24 protein-coding genes are annotated in these 22111 nt (G+C 29.5%); 15 read left to right on the top strand and 9 right to left on the bottom strand.

Annotated features, from left to right (window positions below):
- Nucleotides 1–29 precede the first annotated feature (29 nt).
- Nucleotides 30–1097: a radical SAM family heme chaperone HemW gene (gene hemW, locus ELQ04_RS02490; protein WP_044778148.1), complete on the bottom strand. Its 1068-nt coding sequence runs from the start codon at nt 1095–1097 to the stop codon at nt 30–32.
- Nucleotides 1098–1197: 100 nt separating this feature from the next.
- Between hemW and ELQ04_RS02485 the strand changes: the two genes are divergently transcribed.
- From ELQ04_RS02485 to cmoA, 10 genes are read left to right on the top strand one after another with little or no spacing between them, the layout of a single operon-like run.
- The gene (locus tag ELQ04_RS02485; protein ID WP_004316462.1) at nt 1198–1668 is read left to right on the top strand and encodes an RNA pyrophosphohydrolase; all 471 of its coding nucleotides are present in this window, start codon (nt 1198–1200) and stop codon (nt 1666–1668) included.
- Between the two features lies 1 nt (nt 1669).
- Nucleotides 1670–2872 carry an aspartate kinase gene (locus ELQ04_RS02480; protein ID WP_004316461.1) on the top strand — a complete coding sequence of 401 codons (1203 nt, stop codon included), beginning with the start codon at nt 1670–1672 and terminating at the stop codon, nt 2870–2872.
- Nucleotides 2873–3409 (top strand): HobA family DNA replication regulator, encoded by a 537-nt coding sequence (locus ELQ04_RS02475; RefSeq protein WP_044778149.1) that lies wholly within the window; start codon nt 2873–2875, stop codon nt 3407–3409.
- A 5-nt stretch (nt 3410–3414) separates the two neighbouring features.
- Complete coding sequence (locus ELQ04_RS02470) at nt 3415–4014, top strand: DNA polymerase III subunit delta' (protein WP_002921223.1); 600 nt, start codon at nt 3415–3417, stop codon at nt 4012–4014.
- A 1-nt stretch (nt 4015) separates the two neighbouring features.
- Nucleotides 4016–5158: a dihydropteroate synthase gene (gene folP / locus ELQ04_RS02465; RefSeq protein WP_004316459.1), complete on the top strand. Its 1143-nt coding sequence runs from the start codon at nt 4016–4018 to the stop codon at nt 5156–5158.
- Nucleotides 5159–7102, top strand: a complete 1944-nt coding sequence (gene ligA / locus ELQ04_RS02460) for an NAD-dependent DNA ligase LigA (RefSeq protein WP_004316458.1) — start codon at nt 5159–5161, stop codon at nt 7100–7102. It abuts the gene before it with no gap.
- Entirely contained in the window at nt 7083–8087 is a 1005-nt protein-coding gene (locus ELQ04_RS02455) for a hypothetical protein (RefSeq protein ID WP_074469325.1), read from the top strand. The genes ligA and ELQ04_RS02455 overlap by 20 nt, the downstream gene beginning before the upstream one ends.
- On the top strand, nt 8084–8845 hold the full coding sequence (locus tag ELQ04_RS02450) for a TlyA family RNA methyltransferase (RefSeq protein ID WP_004316456.1): 762 nt from the start codon (nt 8084–8086) through the stop codon (nt 8843–8845). The genes ELQ04_RS02455 and ELQ04_RS02450 overlap by 4 nt, the downstream gene beginning before the upstream one ends.
- Nucleotides 8811–9665 (top strand): bifunctional riboflavin kinase/FAD synthetase, encoded by an 855-nt coding sequence (locus tag ELQ04_RS02445; RefSeq protein ID WP_002876662.1) that lies wholly within the window; start codon nt 8811–8813, stop codon nt 9663–9665. Before ELQ04_RS02450 ends, ELQ04_RS02445 begins: the two co-directional genes overlap by 35 nt.
- Complete coding sequence (gene cmoA, locus ELQ04_RS02440; RefSeq protein ID WP_074469304.1) at nt 9652–10362, top strand: carboxy-S-adenosyl-L-methionine synthase CmoA; 711 nt, start codon at nt 9652–9654, stop codon at nt 10360–10362. The genes ELQ04_RS02445 and cmoA overlap by 14 nt, the downstream gene beginning before the upstream one ends.
- Here the strand turns inward: cmoA and ELQ04_RS02435 are convergent.
- The 5 genes from ELQ04_RS02435 to nth are packed head-to-tail and all read right to left on the bottom strand — an operon-like array spanning nt 10352 to nt 12978.
- The gene (locus ELQ04_RS02435; protein ID WP_072238629.1) at nt 10352–10573 is read right to left on the bottom strand and encodes an EexN family lipoprotein; all 222 of its coding nucleotides are present in this window, start codon (nt 10571–10573) and stop codon (nt 10352–10354) included. The genes cmoA and ELQ04_RS02435 overlap by 11 nt on opposite strands.
- Nucleotides 10564–11004, bottom strand: a complete 441-nt coding sequence (locus tag ELQ04_RS02430; protein WP_004316453.1) for an EexN family lipoprotein — start codon at nt 11002–11004, stop codon at nt 10564–10566. The genes ELQ04_RS02435 and ELQ04_RS02430 overlap by 10 nt, the downstream gene beginning before the upstream one ends.
- A 57-nt stretch (nt 11005–11061) precedes the next feature.
- Entirely contained in the window at nt 11062–11694 is a 633-nt protein-coding gene (locus ELQ04_RS02425; RefSeq protein WP_002852232.1) for a trimeric intracellular cation channel family protein, read from the bottom strand.
- Nucleotides 11695–11704: 10 nt separating this feature from the next.
- On the bottom strand, nt 11705–12355 hold the full coding sequence (locus tag ELQ04_RS02420) for a DNA/RNA non-specific endonuclease (protein ID WP_004316452.1): 651 nt from the start codon (nt 12353–12355) through the stop codon (nt 11705–11707).
- Nucleotides 12352–12978 (bottom strand): endonuclease III, encoded by a 627-nt coding sequence (nth, locus tag ELQ04_RS02415; protein ID WP_002866467.1) that lies wholly within the window; start codon nt 12976–12978, stop codon nt 12352–12354. Before nth ends, ELQ04_RS02420 begins: the two co-directional genes overlap by 4 nt.
- An 80-nt stretch (nt 12979–13058) precedes the next feature.
- On the opposite strand from nth, the gene peb4 reads away from it, so the two are divergent.
- The 5 genes from peb4 (at nt 13059) to ELQ04_RS02390 (ending at nt 18293) form a co-directional block, all read left to right on the top strand.
- Nucleotides 13059–13880, top strand: a complete 822-nt coding sequence (gene peb4, locus ELQ04_RS02410; RefSeq protein WP_002892290.1) for a peptidylprolyl isomerase PEB4 — start codon at nt 13059–13061, stop codon at nt 13878–13880.
- Complete coding sequence (gene fbaA / locus ELQ04_RS02405; RefSeq protein ID WP_002880322.1) at nt 13880–14944, top strand: class II fructose-bisphosphate aldolase; 1065 nt, start codon at nt 13880–13882, stop codon at nt 14942–14944. The genes peb4 and fbaA overlap by 1 nt, the downstream gene beginning before the upstream one ends.
- 94 nt (nt 14945–15038) lie before the next feature.
- On the top strand, nt 15039–16481 hold the full coding sequence (locus ELQ04_RS02400) for a MotA/TolQ/ExbB proton channel family protein (protein ID WP_004316451.1): 1443 nt from the start codon (nt 15039–15041) through the stop codon (nt 16479–16481).
- Nucleotides 16478–17431, top strand: coding sequence for an OmpA family protein (locus tag ELQ04_RS02395; RefSeq protein ID WP_002852313.1), 954 nt, complete (start codon nt 16478–16480; stop codon nt 17429–17431). Before ELQ04_RS02400 ends, ELQ04_RS02395 begins: the two co-directional genes overlap by 4 nt.
- Nucleotides 17418–18293 (top strand): 1-aminocyclopropane-1-carboxylate deaminase/D-cysteine desulfhydrase, encoded by an 876-nt coding sequence (locus ELQ04_RS02390; RefSeq protein WP_002855258.1) that lies wholly within the window; start codon nt 17418–17420, stop codon nt 18291–18293. Before ELQ04_RS02395 ends, ELQ04_RS02390 begins: the two co-directional genes overlap by 14 nt.
- On the opposite strand, the gene ELQ04_RS02385 is transcribed toward ELQ04_RS02390, so the two are convergent.
- From ELQ04_RS02385 to ELQ04_RS02375, 3 genes are read right to left on the bottom strand one after another with little or no spacing between them, the layout of a single operon-like run.
- Nucleotides 18285–19628: a sodium-dependent transporter gene (locus ELQ04_RS02385; protein ID WP_004316450.1), complete on the bottom strand. Its 1344-nt coding sequence runs from the start codon at nt 19626–19628 to the stop codon at nt 18285–18287. The two genes, ELQ04_RS02390 and ELQ04_RS02385, sit on opposite strands and share 9 nt — an antisense overlap.
- Nucleotides 19629–19678: 50 nt before the next feature.
- Nucleotides 19679–20347, bottom strand: a complete 669-nt coding sequence (locus ELQ04_RS02380) for an MOSC domain-containing protein (RefSeq protein ID WP_002892299.1) — start codon at nt 20345–20347, stop codon at nt 19679–19681.
- Nucleotides 20344–22047 (bottom strand): protein-disulfide reductase DsbD, encoded by a 1704-nt coding sequence (locus ELQ04_RS02375; RefSeq protein ID WP_044778151.1) that lies wholly within the window; start codon nt 22045–22047, stop codon nt 20344–20346. Before ELQ04_RS02375 ends, ELQ04_RS02380 begins: the two co-directional genes overlap by 4 nt.
- Nucleotides 22048–22111 lie beyond the last annotated feature (64 nt).

Here is a 22111-nt window from a genome sequence, read left to right as displayed (position 1 = left end):
AATAAATATTTTACTTAAAAAACTTAAATTTAAGATGAGAGATATAAAGCAAGTTCATCGCTAATGAGAAAATTAGGATTAAAATATCTTTTATTTTTGTAAAAAAGTTTTTTTTCTTTTAATAATATATTTATTTTGTCTTTTTGCCATTGATTGAGTTTTGTTTCATCAATCCCTACTATACTTCTAAGTCCTAAAAATAGGTGCTCTAAATTCAAGTCTTTAGAGCTTAGTTGCTCTATAGATCTAAAAGTAGGATTTTCTATGTAATTTTTTAAATTTTTTGCTGTATAAAAACGCTTATTTTCATAAAATCCCACTGCACTTAATCCACAAGCTAGGTAGTTTTTTCCTTGCCAATAAGCAAGATTATGCTTGCAAATTTGGGCTTTGGTTTTTGAAAAATTGCTGATTTCATATTGAAAAAAGTCAAGCTCTAGAAGTTGTTTGATAAAAAATTTCATTAAATTAGGAGCATTTTTTTTGAAATGTTCTTTTTTGGCAAAGGCTGTGTTTGATTCTATGGTTAAATTATAAGCACTAAGGTGTGTGATTAAAGCCTTGATTTGTTTTAAGTGTAAGAGTTCAAATTCAAGCATTTTTTTATTGTCTAATTTTGTATCATAAATAAGATCTAAATTGATATTTTTAAAACCTACTTTATTTGCATTTTCTAATGCTTTGATAATTATTTCTTGATTGTGAATTCTTCCAAGAAAGTGAAGTTTTTTAGGATGAAAACTTTGAGCTCCAAAAGAAATGCGATTAACTCCTAAATTTTTCATATTTTTAAGCCAATTTAATGTTGCTGAGTTGGGATTAGCTTCGCATGAAATTTCTACATTTTTATCTAGTAAGGGATATAAAATTTTAAAAATATCTTCATAATTATACGCATCGACACAACTCGGTGTTCCTCCGCCTATGAATAAGGTTTTAATTTGATTTGATTGAATGTTAAATTGTTTTAATTGAAAAACAATATCTTCTTTTAAAGCCTGAAAATAAGCTTTTTCATAATCATTTTTTTTCAAACTTGTAAAAGCGCAATAATTACATTTGCTTTCACAAAATGGAATATGGATATAAAAATGCATAAAAACCCTAAAATATTTTATTAAATTTTTAATGTATTTTAATAAAAATTTGATTTGATTTAGGTTAAAATTATATTCTTGAGATTTAAGGAAAAATATTGTGGAAAACGAGAAAAATTATAGACCAAATGTTGCAGCTATTGTTTTATCAAGTTCTTATCCTTTTGAGTGTAAGATTTTTATAGCTAAAAGAAGTGATATGGATAATATTTGGCAATTTCCACAAGGAGGTATTGATAAAGGTGAAAGTGTCAAAAACGCTTTATTTAGAGAACTAAAAGAAGAAATAGGCATTGATGAGGTTGAAATCATTGCTGAGTATCCAGAATGGTTGAGTTATGATTTTCCGAGTAAAATTGTTAAAAAAATGTATCCTTATGATGGGCAGATTCAAAAATATTTTTTAGTGCGTTTAAAGCACGGTGCTACAATCAATATCAATACCAAGCATCCTGAATTTGATGATTATCAATTTGTGAGTGTTAAACAAATTTTTGAAATGATTAATCATTTCAAAAAAAATATTTATGTTAGAGTGATCAAATATTTTGAAGAGAAAGGTTATATCTAAAATGCTTATAGTTCAAAAATATGGTGGAACAAGCGTTGGAACACTTGAGCGTATCGAAGCAGTAGCCAATAGGGTTATCCAAAGTGTGCAACAGGGTAATCAACTTGTTGTTGTAGTATCTGCAATGAGTGGGGTGACAAATACTCTTATCGAGCAAGCTGAATATTTTAGTAAAACTCCTAATGGCAAAGATATGGATATGCTTTTAAGCAGTGGAGAGCGTGTAACAAGCGCTTTACTTTCTATTGCTTTAAATGAAAAGGGTTATCCTGCTATATCATTTTCTGGGAGAAAAGCGGGAATTATTACAGATAGTGTTTTTACAAAGGCAAGAATTCATCATATTGATACAAAAGCGATAAAATTAGAACTTCAAAATGGTAAAATAGTCGTTATAGCAGGTTTTCAAGGTGTAGATGAGGAAGGTAATGTAACTACCTTAGGGCGTGGTGGAAGCGACTTAAGTGCTGTGGCGGTAGCAGGTGCCTTAAATGCGGATTTGTGTGAAATTTATACCGATGTTGATGGGGTTTATACAACAGATCCAAGAATTGAACCAAAGGCAAAGAAATTGGATAAAATTTCTTATGAAGAAATGCTTGAACTTGCAAGTTTGGGTGCAAAAGTTTTGCAAAATCGCTCTGTAGAGCTTGCAAAAAAATTAAATGTTAACTTAGTAACTAGAAGTAGTTTTAACAATAACGAAGGAACAATGATAACAAAGGAAGATGGAATGGAACAAGCTTTAGTAAGTGGTATTGCTTTGGATAAAAATCAAGCAAGAGTGACTTTAAGAAATGTAGAAGATAAGCCTGGAATCGCAGCTGAAATTTTTTCTGTTTTAGCAAATGAAAATATTAATGTAGATATGATTATACAAAATGTTGGAGTTGATGGCGCTACAAATTTGGGTTTTACGGTTCCTCAAAATGAACTTGAATTAGCTAAAAATGCTATGCAAAAAATTTTAAGCTCAAAAACAACTATAGAAAGTGATAGTGCTGTAGTAAAAGTTTCTATAGTCGGTGTAGGCATGAAATCACATTCAGGAGTGGCAAGTAAAGCTTTTAAAGCTTTAGCTGATGAGGGGATTAATATCGGTATGATTTCTACTAGCGAAATTAAAATTTCGATGATAGTTCATGAAAAATACGGAGAACTTGCAGTTAGAGCACTACATGAGTGCTACGGACTTGATAAATAAATGAGTGATTTTTTAAGTTTTACTCTTGAAAATATCCGCAATGGCGGAGCTTTTATGGCATGGTTGGAGTCGCGTCGTTTAGAATGGGCTCCTTTGATGTCCGCAAGACTTAAATATCTTTTAGAAGGACGTACTTTTGTCTTAATGTGCGATGAACAAAGATCTTGGTATGAAGAGTATTTTTTAAAAAATATAAATTCAAAAGCCGCTCGTCCCATGCTTCCTTTTGTGTCGTTAAATTCTTTATGCAAGAAGAAAGTACAAAGTTCAGAAGATATAGCTTTACTTAATGACTTGCTTGACATTTCTTTTCCTAATGGTTATGTGTATTTTTATATAGGAAGTGCTTCTGATAATAAATCTTTAATCGCTAAATCAAGAGATGATAGTTTATTGTGGCTTTTTGATGAGCAGTTACAAGATAGTTTTTATTTAAATTCTAAAGATAAAGACTTGGATATCAAGCTTATTAGTTTATATCAACTTTTTGATGTAAGTTTGGATGCAATATTATTTTCCAAGGTGCAATTAGGATAAATATTTTGTTTATTAGTAAGATTATTATCAGTGAAGATTTTTTAGGTATTAAAGAAGAAATGATTAATAATTTTGGTATTAAAAAATTAAGATTTTTTATGCCACAAAATGAATTTTTACTTGATGATGCAAGAGCAGTTGAAAAAGAAAGCTATATCGCAGAAACCGAAGAAAAAATTATTGTTTTAATGGCGGATTCTTATAGGATAGAAGCACAAAATTTTTTACTTAAACTTCTTGAAGAACCTCCAAAAAATATTAAATTTCTTATTGTGGTACCTTCTAAAAATTTACTTTTACCTACTATAAAATCACGTCTTATTTGTGAAAAAAGAAAAGTTGAAAAGGAAGTTAAAAAACTTGATTTAGATCTTAAAAGAATGGATTTAAGAATGCTTTTTGATTTTTTGCAAAAAAATGAAAATTTGGATAAAAATGAACTTATGGATCAAATCGCATTGCTTGCTAAAGAATGTGTGAAATATAAAGATTTTAACGCTGAAGAATTAGAGTTTTTTTATGAAAGTTATGAGCTTGCAAAATTAAATTCTAAAAGCGGGGTGCTTTTGGCTACTCTTTTGCTAAATTACTATACAAAGAAATAAAATGAAATTTTTTAAAATCAATCCAAACACCGATTTTAATTTGCTTTGTTCTTTCATAAATCCCCATAAAATGGGACAAAAGATTATGAGTGAAAAAACAAAAATTCATTTTATTTTTATTAAAGATATTTCTACTCCTGCGGCAAATATTTTAAAACAAGATGCTTTAAGAGTAGGAGCTGAACTTATTACTCATAAAGAAGTAATTACTGCAAAAATCGCTCATTCAAATGCGCTTTTAATGGCAAGTAAAGAGCAAATTCAAAAGCTTGTTGTCAAAGAAAAACTTCAAGATTTTGGACTTAAAAATTTGGCTCTTTTTTTGCAAAAAGATTTTTTAAAACCGAAAAAAGCCGAGCTTATGGCAGTGATTAATGTCAATGAAGACAGTTTTAATGCAAAAAGTCGTGTGAGTGAAGAAGACTTTGAAAAAAGACTTAATGACTTTCTTGCTTTAAAGCCTGAATATATCGATATAGGTGCGGTTAGTTCAAGACCTGGGAGTGAGTATTGTGGCAAGGAAGAGGAATTTAAAAGACTGAAAAAAGTACTTGACTTAATTTATGAGAAAAATTATTACGAACAAGCAATTTTTAGTTTAGATAGTTTTGATGAATATTGTCTAGAATATGCTTTAAATAAGGGTTTTAAACTCATTAATGATATTACAAGTTTAAGAAATCTTAATCTAGCCAAACTTGCAAGTAAATATGGGGCAAAATATTGCTTAATGCACATGCAAAACAATCCAAATAACATGCAAGATAATCCTTTTTATGAAGATTTGCTTGATGAGATGACTTTGTTTTTTAAAGAAAAACTTGAGCTTTTAGAAAGTTTTGGAGTAAAAGAAAGTATTTTAGATGTAGGTATTGGTTTTGGAAAGAGTGCGGGGCATAATATGATTTTAATCAAACACTTAGAACATTTTTTACAATTTAATAAGCCTTTGCTTATAGGTGCGAGTCGCAAAAGTGTGATTAATGCGTATTTTCAAAGCGAGATTAAAGATCGTTTAGCAGGAACTTTGTATTTGCATTTAAAGGCTTTTGAAAATGGTGCTAGTATTATAAGAGTGCATGATTTATATGAGCACAAACAACTTTTTGCTTTAGCGCAGGCAATGGATAATATAGGAGTTTAGATGAAAAAAGAAGAGTATTTAGAAAAAGTTGCTTTAGCAAATTTGTGGATGAGGGCATATTATGAAAAAGATGAACCCTTGGCTAGCGATGAAGAATACGATGCTTTAATCAGAGAATTAAGAGTTTTTGAAGAACAAAATAAAGATGAAATTTCAAAAGACTCTCCAACGCAAAAAATAGCTCCTACTATACAAAGCGAGTTTAAAAAAATAGCTCATTTAAAGCGTATGTGGTCGATGGAAGATGTGTTTGATGAGAGTGAGCTTAGGGCTTGGGCAAAACGCGCAAAATGTGAAAAAAACTTTTTTATAGAGCCTAAATTTGATGGAGCGAGTTTAAATTTGCTTTATGAAAATGGTAAATTAGTAAGCGGTGCCACTAGGGGCGATGGCGAAGTGGGTGAGGATATAACGCTTAATGTTTTTGAGATAGAAAATATACCTAAAAATATAGCCTATAAAGAAAGGATAGAAATTCGTGGAGAAGTGGTAATTTTAAAAGATGATTTTGAGAAAATCAACGAAAAAAGAGCCCTTTTAAATCAAAGTTTATTTGCCAATCCACGCAATGCTGCAAGCGGGAGTTTAAGGCAGCTTGATACAAGCATCACTAAAGAAAGAAATTTGAAATTTTATTCTTGGGGAGTAGGGGAAAATACCTTAAATTTTACCAAGCACAGCGAGGTGATGCAATTTATCAGAGAGCTTGGTTTTTTAAAGGATGATTTTATTAAGCTTTGTACTAATTTAGACGAAGTTTTAAAAGCTTATGATGAGCTTTTGGCTTTAAGAGAAAAAAAGCCTATGATGATGGACGGTATGGTGGTAAGAGTTGATGATCTTGCACTTTGTGAAGAGCTAGGCTATACGGTAAAATTTCCAAAATTTATGGCAGCTTTTAAATTTCCTGCACTTGAAAAAACCACGCGTTTAATAGGAGTAAATTTACAAGTAGGAAGAAGCGGAGTGATCACTCCTGTGGCGGTTTTAGAACCTGTAAATTTAGATGGGGTTGTAGTAAAATCAGCCACACTCCATAATTTTGATGAGATTGCAAGACTTGATGTTAAAATCAATGATTTTGTAAGCGTGATAAGAAGTGGCGATGTTATCCCTAAAATCACTAAGGTTTTTAAAGATCGTAGAGAAGGTTTAGAGATGGAAATTTCACGCCCTAAGCTTTGTCCTACTTGCCAAAGTGAGCTTTTGGATGAAGGAACTTTAATAAAATGTCAAAATATAGACTGTGAAGATAGACTTGTAAATTCTATCATTCATTTTGTTTCTAAAAAATGTCTTAATATCGACGGGCTTGGAGAAAATATAGTAGAGCTTTTATACAAGCACAAAAAAATCACTACGCTTGAGAGTATTTTTCATTTAAAATTTAATGATTTTGAAGGTTTGGAAGGCTTTAAAGAAAAGAAAATTAACAATCTTTTAAATGCCATAGAACAAGCAAGAGAATGTGAGCTTTTTCGTTTTATCACAGCTTTAGGGATAGAGCATATTGGCGAGGTTGCGGCTAAAAAATTAAGTTTAAGTTTTGGTAAAGAGTGGCACAAGCAAAGCTTTGAAGCTTATGCCAATTTAGAAGGTTTTGGAGAGCAAATGGCTTTAAGTCTTTGCGAATTTACGCGTGTTAATCATGTGAGAATTGATGAGTTTTACAAGCTTTTAAATTTGAAAATAGAAAAACTTGAAATCAAAAGCGATGGCGTGATTTTTGGTAAAACTTTTGTGATTACAGGCACTCTTTCACGCCCAAGAGATGAGTTTAAGGTTTTAATAGAAAAGCTTGGAGGTAAGGTAAGTGGTTCGGTTTCTAAAAAGACTGACTATGTGCTTTTTGGAGAAGAGGCAGGTTCTAAGCTGATTAAGGCTAAAGAGCTTGAAGTAAAATGTATAGATGAAAGTGCTTTTAATGAGCTTGTTAAAGAATAGTTCTTATATTTTAACGCTTTTAAGCCTTTTTGGCTTTTTGCTAACTTGGCAAAGGACTGTTTTTTCTTTATTTTTTTTAATTCCTATTTTTTTAACACTTTTTTGGGAATTCTTTTTATTTTTAAAGCTTAGAAAAAATATTATAAAAGAAGCTACTTTGATTAAGGGAAGTTTGTTTTATCGTATTAGTATGGGGGATTTTTATCTTTATATTTTTAGTTTTTTCTTGGCGATTTTTGGACTTATTTCTTTATTTTTAAATTTTTTAAATCTTGAAAAAATTGATTTTGTTTTTATATTTATAATTTTGCCTTTATTGATGATATTTTTAAAAAAAGAATTACATTTGCAATTTGTAGATAATGCTTATAATGATTTTAGAATAGTTGTTATCGCTAGTTTTTTTACTGCTTTATTTTATGCATTTTATGGGCTTTTTTTTACTTACAATGAAATTTTAAATTTAGAACTTTTTTCTAGGAAAATCATTGCTTATAAGAGTGCTTCTTTTGTTTATTTTGATTTTTTGTCTGAATTTTTGTATTTTGTTTCAAATTTAAAATTTTTTATTTTTTCTTATTTTGGATATTTGGGATTTAGGGTTTTAAATTTTATTTTTGATTTTTTTAATTTTTTTATGTTTTGTTCTCTTTTGGCTTTTGTTTTTAATTTTGTTTTGAAAATAAAGATAAAAATAATTGTTTTATTTTTGTGTTTTATCATGGTTTTAGGAAGTTATTTTTTAAAAGAGCAAAGAAATAATGCCTTAAAATCCGAACAAGAACAAATACTTTTATGGATGAATAATTTTGATTTTTTAAAAGATCATAATTTAAGTTTAATTCAAAAAGAAAAAGATCTTTTTGAAAAAGATCTTAAAGATCTTAGAGAAATTTTTAAAAAAAATGCTTTTGAAATAGGCATTTGGTGGTTTTCTAAAGAAAAAGAAGACTTGGAAAAAAGAATAAATGAGAGTTTAAAATGAGATTTGATTTTTTTGTTTCAAAGCGTTTAGATATCAGTAGAAATAAAGCTTTAGAGCTTATAGAAAATGAAGAGGTTTTGCTTAATGGTAAAAGTTTTAAAGCTTCTTTTGATGTGAAAAATTTTTTAGAAAATTTAAAAAAAACGCAAGATTTAAATCCTGAAGATATACTTTTAGCTGATGAGTTAAAATTGGATCTTTTAAGTGAAATTTATGTTTCAAGAGCAGCTTTAAAATTAAAAAATTTCTTAGAAGAAAATGATATTGAAATAAAACATAAAAATTGTCTTGATATAGGATCTAGTACGGGTGGTTTTGTACAAATTTTACTTGAAAATCAGGCTTTAAAAATCACTGCTCTTGATGTGGGTAGTAATCAACTCCATCCAAGTTTAAGAGCAAATGAAAAAATTATCCTGCATGAAAATATAGATCTTAGAGCCTTTAAAAGTGAAGAAAAATTTGAACTTGTTACTTGTGATGTGAGTTTTATTTCTCTTATTAATTTACTTTATTATATCGATAATTTAGCTTTAAAGGAAATTATCTTACTTTTTAAGCCTCAGTTTGAAGTAGGGAAAAATATCAAAAGAGATAAAAAGGGTGTTTTAAAAGATGATAAGGCAATCTTAAAGGCAAGAATGGATTTTGAAAAAGAATGTGCTAAATTGGGTTGGCTTTTAAAAAATACGCAAAAATCAAGCATTAAAGGAAAGGAAGGTAATGTTGAATATTTTTACTACTATATCAAAAATTAATATTACTTCTTTAGCCATAGGTTGTTTTGATGGTATGCATTTAGGACATCTAAAGCTTGTAAAATGTTTAGATGAGAATGGGGCTTTGTTAGTTATTAATAAATTTAAGGGTCAATTTCTTTGTTCAAATCGTCAAAAAGAAGAAATTTCAGGAAAAAAAGTTATAGAAGTGGATTTTGAAAGTATAAAATCTTTAGATGGTAAAGATTTTTTAAGCTTTTTGAAAAAAGAATTTGTCAATTTGAAATTTATAGTAGTGGGATATGATTTTTCTTTCGGGAAAAATAGGGCTTATAATGCTAAAGATATTGAGTTTTTAAGTGGGATAAAAACTATAATAGTTGATGAATTTAGCATAGGCGGAATAGGTGTTCATGCAAGTTTAATTAAGGATTTTTTATCAAAAGCAAATTTGCAAAAAGCAAAAGAATTTTTAGGAAGAGATTATAGTATCAAAGGGAAGATGATTAAAGGACAAGGTTTGGGCTCTAAAGAACTTTTTGCGACTATAAATTTAGATTGTAAAGGTTATTTTTTACCTCAAAATGGTGTTTATGCTACTTTGTTAAAAAGTCAAAGAAAAATTTATAAAAGTGTGAGTTTTTTAGGTATAAGGTCAAGCGATGAAAATTTTGCTATAGAAAGTCATATTTTAGAAGAATTGGGTGAAAAATTCACACAAGGGGAGTTTTTCGAACTCGAGTTTATATCTTTTCTAAGAGAGAATCAAAAATTTCAAGATCTAAAAAAACTTAAAAATCAAATTGCCAAAGACATAGAGCAAGCTAAAGAATTATTAAGGAAAAATGATGAAAGATGAACTTTTTAAACAAAGCCCTAAAAAACAATTTGAATTTGATAAAAGCGTGGCTAGTGTTTTTGATGATATGATCAATCGTTCTGTACCATTTTATAGAGAAAATTTAGAACTTTGTGGTAATTTATTGGCTAAAATTTTACCCACAAATGCAAGTGTTTGTGATTTGGGCTGCTCGAGTGCTAATTTTTTGATTTTTTTAGCAAATCTAAGAAAGGATTTTAAACTTTTTGGCATGGATAATTCTGCTTCTATGCTTGAAGTTGCAAAATCAAAAGCTAAAGCTTATGGGCTTGATATAAGTTTTTTTGAAGCTAATTTATGTGAATTTGATTTTTTTGTTTGCGATGTTTTTGTGGCAAATTATACCATGCAGTTTATTCGCCCTCCTAAAAGACAAGAATTACTTGATAAAATTTATAAAAATTTAAACTCTAAAGGCATTTTGATTATGAGTGAAAAAATCCTTTATGAAGATGCTTTTTTGTCTAAAAATATCATAGAACTTTATGCAGATTATAAAGAAAAACAAGGTTATTCTAAATTTGAAATTGCAGCTAAAAGAGAAGCTTTAGAAAATGTTTTAATTCCTTATAGTCAAAAAGAAAATTTAAACATGCTAGAAAAGGCAGGTTTTAAGAAAATAGAAAGTATTTTTAAATGGGCAAATTTTGAAACTTTCATAGCTTTTAAGGATTAGAAATATTTTCATCTTCCCATTCATCTTTTGGAAAACCTACCCTATACGCATTAACACAATCTTGACTGATGATAGCTTTGTGTCTGCATTCTAAACTTCTTTTTTTTGCTTCTTCGGGGTGATTTTGATAATATTCTACACTTTTGGTTTGTTCGCATGCTGCAAAAAATATACCAATAAGGCTTAAAAAAAGAGTTATTTTCATGGTAATTTTTCCTGTGTTATATTAACATCATCGCTAAAGATAGAACTTTGATTGTTTTCTGTTGTTTTGGAAGGATAAATTTCAGAAGGTGTTTCTGTTATAGGTGGTATTATAATACTTTCATTATTTTCTGAACTTTGGTTAATATCTTTTGTGGTTTTTTCTTTTTTTAAATCATTTTGTTTTAAAGTTTCTAATATCTGATTATCAGATTTTTTTGGTGTATTTGGACTGTATTTACTCTCTTCATTTGTTGGTTTAACACCAACTTTTAATGCATTAATACAATCTTCGCTAAGAGTTCCGCTTTCTTTGTATTCTTTCGCTTTTTCTTTTGCTTCACTAGGATGATTTTTGTAGTAATTTTCTGTTTTGCTATCGCAAGCTGTTATATTAATAACTATTAAAATCGTAAGTAAAATACTTAGTCTTCGCATTTATCAATCTCCTAAAATTTTTAATATCTTAGCAAACTTGTATAAAGCAACGATAAATTATTTTTCTTCATTGTAAGAAAAAATAGGCAAAGACCATTGATATTTGATAGCTAAAAGCCTTGCAAAAACTCCTATAAAAAGAGTTAAAAGTGTGCAAACTAAGGCATTAAGCTCAAGCCAAATTATTAGAGAATAATAGATTGCTCCTGCAATTATGGCAATTCCTGCATAAATTTCTTTTTGAAACACCAAGGGGATTCTCATACATAAAATATCTCTTAAAATTCCACCAAAAACACCGGTGATTACAGCAGCAGCAACGGCTATGATAAAGCCATGGTTTTGATCTATGGCTATTTGAGCTCCAAGTATGCTAAAAACAACAAGTCCTATAGCATCAAGAGTTAGAAATAAAGTTTCAAGTTTGGTTACTACGCGCGGAATTTTTGTGGCTACAAGGGCGCAAAAACAGATTAAAATAATATATTCAGGATGTTTAACCCAAGTTAAAGGATAATGTCCTAAAAGCACATCTCTTATGCTTCCGCCTCCAATTGCTGTTACGAGAGCAATAAAAATAACTCCAAAAAGATCCATTTTATGGCGTCCTGCAGCTAAAGCCCCTGTCATTCCTTCTGCGGAAATACCTATGATATAAAGAGTGGTTATCGTAAGAGCATTTATCTCCATAATTTATACCTTAAAATTTATCACAATTTATTTGATACTGTTTAATATTTTCATCATTTACTTCATGGTTTGGTACTTGATAGCATTCTTTAAATTTCGGAGTTTTAATAATTTTTACATAAAAACTTGGTATAGCAATACGGTTTTTAATGTATAGTGGTTCTTTATCGTAAAGTACTAAATTTAAAACTTCGATACTTTGAAATTTGAAAGCCAAATTTCTTTCTCTTTGCTCGATTTCATTCCAAATTTTATTATTTATTTGTGCAATTTGTGGGGTAATATTGCTCATTAAAAATACTGAATTTTGAGCAGCTTTACTAAAGCTAAAAGAAGCATTAGGCGCAGTGTGTCCTCGTGTGTAACCACTGTTTTTATAATCACTCCAAGTAGTGCGGTATTTTTTAGGAATATTTGTATCATCTTCAAAGCGAGGGCGTTTTTTGATTTGTTTATCTTTTAAATTTGAAGCTTTTACTTTATAAGCAACGGCTTTTGTGCCTTTGAGTTTATAATCATAGCAATTTAGATAAAAAAACTTATCTAAGATTTGCGAGCAATTTATATTGTTAAAATAAGAAGAAAAATCAGCACTAGGTTTGTAAGATTCTAAGGCAAAAATATTAAGAGATATAGCGAGTAAAAAGATGAAAATTTTCATTTAAGTTCCTTATCTTTACTTTTGCAAAGATGATTTAAAAAACATTCTTTACATAAAGGTTTTTTAGCTTTACAGGTGTAGCGTCCAAAAAGAACCATGGCTTGATGAAGATAGTTAAGATTGTCTTTAAATATGCCTGTTAAATCTTCTTCTGTAGCTTCTGGAGTTTTTGCTTTGCTAAGTCCTAAGCGGTGAGAAACTCTAAAAACATGAGTATCTACAGCCATGAAATTTGCTCCGCACCATTCTATTAAAACTACATGAGCGGTTTTTTGTCCTACGCCTGCCAAGGATTTTAATTTCTCTTCTTCAAGGGGAATTTCTCCGTCAAAATTTTCACAAACTGCTTTTGCCATTTTTATAAGATTTTGTGCTTTATTATTAAAAAATGAACAAGTTTGTATATAGGTTTTAAGACTTGATAAATTTGCATTTGCAAGGGATTTGATATCAGGATAAGCTTTAAAAAGATCAGGAGTGATGAGGTTAACTCTTTTATCAGTGCATTGGGCTGAAAGCATCACGCAGACTAAAAGCTCATATAAATTTGAAAATTTAAGCTCTGTTACAGGCTTGTCAAAATGTTTTAAAAAAAGTTCTTTGATTTCTAAATTTCTTTTCATTTTTTAATTTTAGTTAATTAGCTTTAAACCAAGTTTAGATATAATTGATTTTATATACATTTTATTAAAAAGGAAACCTAATGAAAAAATTTTCTTTAGTCGCAGCAGCTTTGATTGCAGGTGTAGCTTTAAATGTAAATGCAGCTACAGTAGCCACTGTTAATGGCAAGAGCATTAGTGATACAGAAGTAAGTGAATTTTTTGCCCCTATGCTTAGAGGACAGGATTTTAAAACTTTGCCAGATAATCAAAAAAAAGCTCTTATTCAGCAATATATTATGCAAGATTTAATTTTGCAAGATGCTAAAAAACAAAATTTAGAAAAAGATCCTTTATACACAAAAGAACTTGATCGTGCAAAAGATGCAATACTTGTTAATGTTTATCAAGAGAAAATTTTAAATACTATTAAAATTGATGCGGCTAAAGTTAAAGCTTTTTATGATCAAAATAAAGACAAATATGTAAAACCTGCAAGAGTGCAAGCAAAACATATCTTAGTAGCGACAGAAAAAGAAGCTAAGGATATTATTAACGAACTTAAAGGTTTAAAAGGTAAAGAACTAGATGCTAAATTTAGCGAGCTTGCTAAAGAGAAATCAATTGATCCAGGTTCAAAAAACCAAGGTGGTGAGCTTGGTTGGTTTGATCAATCAACTATGGTAAAGCCTTTTACAGATGCTGCTTTCGCACTTAAAAATGGTACTATTACTACAACTCCAGTAAAAACGAATTTTGGTTATCATGTAATCTTAAAAGAAAATTCGCAGGCTAAAGGTCAAATCAAATTTGATGAAGTAAAACAAGGTATTGAAAACGGACTTAAATTTGAAGAATTTAAAAAAGTTATCAATCAAAAAGGCCAAGATCTTTTAAATAGTGCTAAAGTGGAATATAAATAATGGGTGTTTTAGACATTGTAAAAGCAGGGGTGATTAGCGGAGATGAGCTTAATAAAGTTTATGACTATGCTAAAGCAGAGGGTTTTGCTATCCCTGCTGTTAATGTTGTAGGAACTGATTCTATTAATGCGGTTTTAGAGGCTGCAAAAAAAGTTAACTCTCCAGTTATTATCCAGTTTTCAAATGGTGGGGCAAAATTTTATGCAGGGAAAAATTGTCCTAATGGAGAAGTTTTAGGTGCAATTAGTGGGGCTAAACATGTGCATTTACTTGCTAAAGCTTATGGTGTACCTGTGATTTTACACACTGATCATGCTGCAAGAAAACTTTTACCTTGGATTGATGGGCTTATTGAGGCAAATGCACAATATAAAAAAACCCATGGACAAGCTTTATTTAGTTCTCATATGCTTGATCTTAGCGAAGAAAGTTTAGAAGAAAATCTTAGCACTTGTGAAGTTTATCTTCAAAAACTTGATGCTTTAGGTGTCGCGCTTGAAATAGAACTAGGTTGTACAGGTGGCGAAGAAGATGGAGTGGATAATACAGGCATTGATAATTCCAAGCTTTATACCCAACCAGAAGATGTAGCACTTGCATATGAAAGACTTGGAAAAATTAGTGATAAATTTTCAATCGCAGCAAGCTTTGGAAATGTACATGGAGTTTACAAGCCAGGAAATGTTAGTTTACAACCTGAAATTTTAAAAAATTCGCAAAAATTTGTAAAAGATAAATTTGCTTTAAATAGCGATAAGCCTATAAATTTTGTATTTCATGGTGGTAGCGGTAGCGAGCTAAAAGATATTAAAGATGCAGTAAGCTATGGCGTAATTAAGATGAATATTGACACAGATACCCAGTGGGCTTTTTGGGATGGGGTGCGTGAATATGAACTTAAAAATAGGGCTTATTTGCAAGGACAAATTGGAAATCCAGAAGGTGATGACAAGCCAAATAAAAAATACTATGATCCGCGTGTTTGGTTAAGAAGCGGTGAAGAAAGTATGGTAAAGCGTCTTGAAATTGCTTTTGAAGATTTAAACTGTATAAACAAAAACTAAGCATTTTAAAGGCTTAGTTTTATTTTGTTTTAAAAATTTTTATCAAATTAAGTAGCAATCTTTAAAATAAAATTTTTAATGAGGTATTGGTTTCATGGATATTAAATCAGATGAAATTTCAGAACTTGTTTTGCCTGAAGGCAAAGACGCAAGAGGTTCTTTGGTTTATTTTAAAATTATTTTTATTCCAGCTTTTCTTTATATTTTGATTTTATTGGGTTATTTTAATGTAATTGACTTTAAGGTTGAATTGCATACGGTTATTATGACAGGTGTGATTTTTTTTACAGCACTGATTTTTGCTAGACATAGTGCTGAGTATGCGTATAGTATTTTTGAACAACAAAAAGATGAATTTAAACAGGCTTTAAAAAGACATATTATGAGGCATTTTCTTGCCATAGGGAAAGACACGAAATCAAATACCAATTTTGATGACTTTGCTTATACATATATTAAAGGTGCAAGAAATGAGAATTTTGCTAGTATAGGTTCGGCAATTTTTCCAATGATGGGAATTTTAGGAACTTTTATCAGCATAGCTTTTTCAATGCCAAATTTTAGCTCTAGTGATACAGCCGCTTTAGAACAAGAAATTGCAGATTTGTTAAGTGGAGTAGGAACTGCTTTTTATGTTTCAATTTATGGAATTTTTCTTGCATTATGGTGGATGTTTTTTGAAAAATATGGTAAAAGTAAAATAGATCGTTTGCTAAATCGTCAAAAAAACGCTACAAGTGGATTTTTTTGGACAAAAGAAGAGCTTGATCAAAGATATTTAACCGAGAGTTTGCAACATTTTGAAAAAATTGGAGCAATTTTTAAACAAGTTAGTAATGATGATTTTTTTGCAGAGCTTGATCATGCTATTGATAGAAAATTTGGTATTTTCCAAGATATGCTAAATGTAGAAGAAAAGGCTATTAGATTAAGTAGTGAACACATCAAACAAACCATGGGTGAGCTTAGTAAAGCACAAAGAGATCAACGCGATCTTGGAAAGCTTTATAGTGAAATGTTAAATGGTATAGGTTTACTCAATCAAAATTTAAAAGAAATCAATACAAGAATGTCAGAACAATATAATCGCTTGCTCGATATCAGTAGTGATAAAATTCATCATCTTGATAAGACGCTAAGTGCATTCGATGAAAAAGTAGAGCGTTTTGGTAAAAATTTTGAACTTTATGAAAAAGCAATGTTGGAAAGTCAAGAAAAAGTTTTTGAAGGATTTAAAGCAAGCTTGTTTGAAGGTATGCATAAATTTAAAGAAGTATATGAAGAAGAAAAAAGTATCGATGCTAAAATCAAAATGATGGATGAGCTTAAAAAAGAAATGAAAGCACTTGATGAAGAAACAAGTCAAATGATGAGCAAGCTTTCTGGGGATGAAAATCAGAATAAAGAAAATGAAACCAAACAAATAGAAGATTTTTCAGAGTCTAAGACTGAAGAAAATCAAGATGAAATTCAAGCAGAAATATCTAAGCAAGAAAGCAATGATGAGCTAAAAAACGAAGATAAAGAAAATAAATGAAAAATGAGTCAAAAGAAGATAGCAATTTTTGGATAGCTTATGCTGATTTAATGGCAGGATTGCTGTTTGTTTTTATTTTGCTAATAGGTGCTATTGTTGTAAAATATGTTTTAACTCAAAGTGATTTAAAAGAAATCAAAGACAATCTCAATAAACAAGAGGCACGCTTAGAGGAGAGCAAAGAAGAGCTTAGAAATAAAGAAGCCATAGTGTTTAAACTAAGTTCTGATTTAAACAATGCTTCTAGTGCTTTAAATCTTGCTAATTCTCAAAAAGCAGAATTAGAGGCTAATATTACAAATTACAAGCAGTTAAGCAAAGATTTAAACTCAACTTTAGATAATAAAGATAAGCAAATTTTGATTTTACTAGGTCAACTAGAGAAAAAAGATGAAGAGCTTAAAAATTTACAAGAAGATTTTCAAAAAGCTAAAGAAAAGGTGCAAAATCTTGGTTTGATTCGTGAAAATTTAAGCAAGGAATTACAAAGCAAACTTGATAATAATATCACTATAGATGAAAAGACAGGATCTATTTCTTTGCCTGCTGAAGTACTTTTTGATAAAGATTCTTATGTGTTAAAAAATGAGGCAAAGGCAAGTTTGAGAAAAATCTTAAGTGAATATTTTGATGCTATTCTTGAAGATCCAAAAATTTTTTCTAACATTGAAAATATCATTATTGAAGGACATACTGATAGTGATGGATCTTATATTTATAATTTAGATTTGTCGCAAAAAAGAGCTTATGAGGTGATGAATTTTATCTATACTTTTTATAAGAGCGATAAACTTCAAAAGCTTTTAATGGCAAGTGGACGTTCTTTTTCAGATCCTGTGTTTGTCAATGGAGTTGAAGATAAGGATAAGAGTCGTCGCATAGAAATAAAATTTAGCATTAAAAATGATAATGCTTTAAAGGATGTAGAAAAATTCTTTGAATTTCATTAAAACAATTAGTCCTATACAAAAAATCAATTTTAACGGATTTGAATTTTATATTAAAAGAGATGATTTATTAGGGGAAATTAATGGAAATAAAGCTAGGAAACTTGCTTTTTATATCCATCAAAGATATCCTAAAAATCAATCTTTTGTAAGTTATGGAGGAAGCCAAAGTAATGCTTTGGCGGCATTAAGTATTTTTGCTAAACAAAGATCATATAAGCTTGTTTTTGCTTGTGAAAAAATTTCTACTTTTCTTAAGAATAATCCTTGTGGAAACTATGCTTTAGCTTTAGAAAATGGTGTTGATTTTGTAGAAAATATCCATTCTTTATCCTTAAAGCAATTTGCTTTGTCTTTGTGTAAAAAAGATGATATTTTTATAGAACAAGGCATAGCTAATTTAGAAGCTCAATATGGCTATATGGAACTTGCTCAAGAAATTCAAATGCAAAGTCAAAGTTTAAAGCTTGATTTTGATATTTTTTTACCTTCGGGTACAGGCACTTCGGCAGCTTTTTTGGCAAAGTATTCTAAATTTAAAGTATTTACTTGCGCTTGTGTAGGTGATATTAAATATCTTAAAAAACAAATTTTAACATTAGATCCAAGCTATGATTTTTCAAATTTAGAATTTTTAACAAGTGATAAAAAATATCACTTTGCTAAGCCGTATAAAGAATTTTATGAGCTTTATATGGATTTAAAGTTAAAGTGCAATATAGAATTTGACTTGTTGTATGATATTTTAGGATTAAGTATAGCATTAAAACAAGAGTGGAAAAAACCATTGCTTTATATACATCAAGGTGGAATTTTAGGAAATTCCACTATGTTAGAGAGATATAAATTTAAAAAATTAGTTTAAAATTCCATAGATAAAAATGATTAAAATAATCAAAGGTACTATATATTTTACATAATAAAACCAAATTCCAAACCATGAACTTTTAAGTGTATTGTTATTGCTAAGTTCTTTTAGACTTTCTTGTTTGCCTAAAATCCAACCTACATAAATGCAGCAAAAAAATGCAGTTAAAACAAACAAAATATTTCCACTAATGAAATCAAAACTATCAAAAATGTTTTTTCCTTTTATGATAACAATGTCACGCCAAGGCCCATAAGTTAGAATACAAGGAAGATTGCCAAGTATGAAGATAAACCCTAGAGTTAGGTTAATAGAAAGATTTTTAGAATATTTAATTTTTTCTTCTAATACGCTAATAATAACTTGATAAATTGGCAAGCTTGTGGTTAAAGCTGCAATCAAGAGTAAGACAAAAAATAAAATACACACAATGGTGCCAAAATGGATATGAGAAAATGCTATAGGTAAAGTTTCAAAAACCAAAGAAGGCCCGCTATCTGGAGCAAGTCCCGCTGAGAAAAGTGCTGGAAAAATCATAAAACCAGCCAAAACAGCTATGATAGTATTTAAAACCCCTGTATAAATAGCGGTTTTTGCCATATTTTCATTTTTATTAAGATGAGATGAAAGTGTTATCATTACCCCAAAACCTAGGGATAAAGCAAAAAAGACTTGTCCTAAAACATCGATTAAAAGTTTTGGTGATAAAATTTTACTAAAATCAGGTTCAAGATAAAATTTAACTCCAGCCATAGCTCCATCAAGGGTTAAATTGCGTCCTACAACAATAATAAGACAGATAAATAACAAAGGCATTAAAAATTTTACGGATTTTTCTATACCATCTATAATGCCTCTTTTTAAAATAATATAATTAATAATTACAAAAACAGTGGTAAAAATACCAACTTCTAAAGGATTGAAGGCTATTTTGTCGTTAAAAAACTGATGAGTAAATTCTTTGCTTACTACATTGGCAAGACTAAAATTCCCTAGGGTTAATTCCCAAATATAAACTAAAACCCATCCTCCAAGTACCATGTAGTAAGCCATTATGCCAAAGCTTCCTAAAAGTCCCATATATCCAATACTTTGCCATTTTTGTTTGAAAGCATCTACGCTATTTGTCATCGCTTTTCTGCCTATGACATTTTCAACTAAAATAACAGGAATGCCTATGATAATCATAGCTATACAAAAAACTAATACATAAGCACCGCCACCATTTTCTCCTACAAGATAGGGAAAACGCCAAGTTGCTCCAAATCCTATGGTTGCTCCAGCAACTGTTAGAATATAAGTTAGTGTGCTACTCCATGTTTGTCTTTGCATGATTATCCTTTCGAAAAAGAATTATTTTACCTAAAAATAACTTTAAAAACTTATAAGCTATCCATATAGCTTATATCGTAAGTATTTTTTAAGCGTTTGTGTATCGTTTCGTGCCAATTTTGAGATATGAGAGAGTTTAATTTTTCTAATTTATCTAATAAAATCGGATTTTGTCTAAGAGCTTGATGTGGGGAGTAAAAAAGTTGATTGAGTTCAAATACACTAAGTGAAGTAGAATTTTTTTCTAAAATTTTAATGTTTTCATGCTTTCGTATTTGTCCAACTTGTAAAACTTTATAATACCATCCACTCAAGCCCGTTTTAAAAATTTCATGTGTAAAATTTGAATTATTGTGAATTTTAGAAATTTTTACACAAGGTTTTCTAGGTTCGCTTACTTGCAGTATTGCATTTGAAATTTGATGTATATCACCTATGCAAACATTTTGTTCACAAAGCCCATCGATGCTCAAATTTTCACCCATTGAGCCAAAATTTAGCTTTTTATTAAGAAATCTTTCCCATATAGGATAGTTTTGACAAGAGTTGGCAAAAATAGCCTTATGGTAGCCTCCATGATGAATTTTATCAGCTATTTGATCATCTAAAATACCTAGAAAATCAATTTGTGTTTCTTCTAGGTAAGTATCTTTAATAAATGCGCTTTGGAAATTTTTATAGTTTTTAATTTTTCCTATTTGCAAACTTTGAATTTTCATGGTTCTAGTTTTTTTAATAAATCATCAGCACTGATAAAACCCGTGATTTTTAATTTTTCTTTTCCATTTTCAAAGAAAATTAAAACAGGTGGGCCAAAAACATTAAATTCTTTCATGGTTTTAATTTGTTCATTATTATTTTCGCTTACATCAACTTTGATAAGTTTGTAATTTTGCATTTTTTGTATGATTCTTTCATCGCTAAAGGTTAATTCATCTAAAAGTTTGCAATTTTCACACCAAGATGCAGTAAAATCAAGCATTATGGGCTTTGTATTTGTTTGTATTTCTTGCTTTAATTGTTCAAAATTGTTGATATAATCATAGCTTAAAGCAGGTTTTGAGGCAGATATAGTATTGAAATTTAAAGGATTTAAGAAATTTTTAGCCCCAAAAAGTCCCCCTAGGAAAATACTTAGAGAATAAGCTAAAATAAGAATTAAAATACTTTTTTTAATTTTAGAAATTATTGTAAAACTTTTTTCAAAAATTCCCATAAAAACACTAAACAATACACCTAAAATTCCATAGGCAATTAAAATGTAATTTTCTTCAATAATTCTAGAAAGTATCCAAATAGCCATAGCCAACATAACAAAACCAAAGAAAATTTTTACTTTTTCCATCCAAAAACCAGGTTTAATAAAACCTAATCCTAAGCCTATGAAAAGCAAAGGTATACCCATGCCAAAACTCATGATAAAAAGCGCACTACCGCCTAATAAAGCATTGCCTGTATTGGCTATATAAATTAAAGCACCTGCTAAAGGAGCTGCTACGCAAGGACCTACTATTAAAGCAGATAAAAATCCCATGATGGCTATACCTAAAACTCCTTTCCCTTTTTCGCTTTTTTTATGTATAAAGGTTTGAAATCTTAATGGCAATTCAAAACGAAAAGCTCCAAACATAGCAAAAGCAAAAGCTATGAAAATTAGAGCAAAAAGAATTAAAATAATAGGTTTTTGTAAAATTCCTTGAATACTTGCTCCTAGAAAACTTGCTATAACTCCAGCAATAGCATAGGCTAAAGACATGAAAAAAACATAGATAAAAGAGAGAAAAAAACTATATTTTTTTGAAAATTTAGCATTACTTTTTGCTACGATAAGAGAAGATAAAATCGGAATCATAGGTAAAATACAAGGTGTTAAGGAGAGTAAAAGTCCATAGCCAAAAAAACTTAGCAAAATCCAAAAAAAGTTATCTGTTGCTAAAAAATTTGCTATAGAGCTTTCCTCAGATTCAATTTTAGTTTTTTTATCTGTTTTTTGAGTTTTGTAAGGTTTTGAAATTTCAAAAGCATCTTTTTTAGAAATGAGATCAAAGTACCAAGTTTGAGGATTATAACACAAGCCTTGTTCAGAACAACCTTGAAATTCGAGTTTGATTAAATTTGTGGTATTTTTTGCAAAGCGCTCTAGTAATAAATTTGGCAAAGCTAAATTTAATTTTTGATAATAAACATTTTCATTACCTCTTGTAGAACTTTGAGGTAGATTAATCAAAGAACTTATATCTTTTTCGTTTATATATAATTTAAGTTTATTAGAATAAAGATAAATATCTTTTCCAAGTTCAATATCAATTGAGATAGAGTTATTATAAGAGTTTGATTTTACATTAAAAGCTTCATTTAAAGACAATATAGAAGCAAAACATAAACAAAAACTTAATAAAATAATACCAAAAATACGCATAAATTTCCTAAAAACTTATTTTTTCCTTTATTTTTAGCTTCAATTATAATTTATTATGGTAAAT

The organism is Campylobacter sp. CH278, from assembly GCF_004378845.1.
GTDB classification, from domain to species: domain Bacteria; phylum Campylobacterota; class Campylobacteria; order Campylobacterales; family Campylobacteraceae; genus Campylobacter_D; species Campylobacter_D jejuni.
Note: the sequence above shows the minus strand (reverse complement) of the source record. Positions and strands in the feature narration are given on the sequence as shown.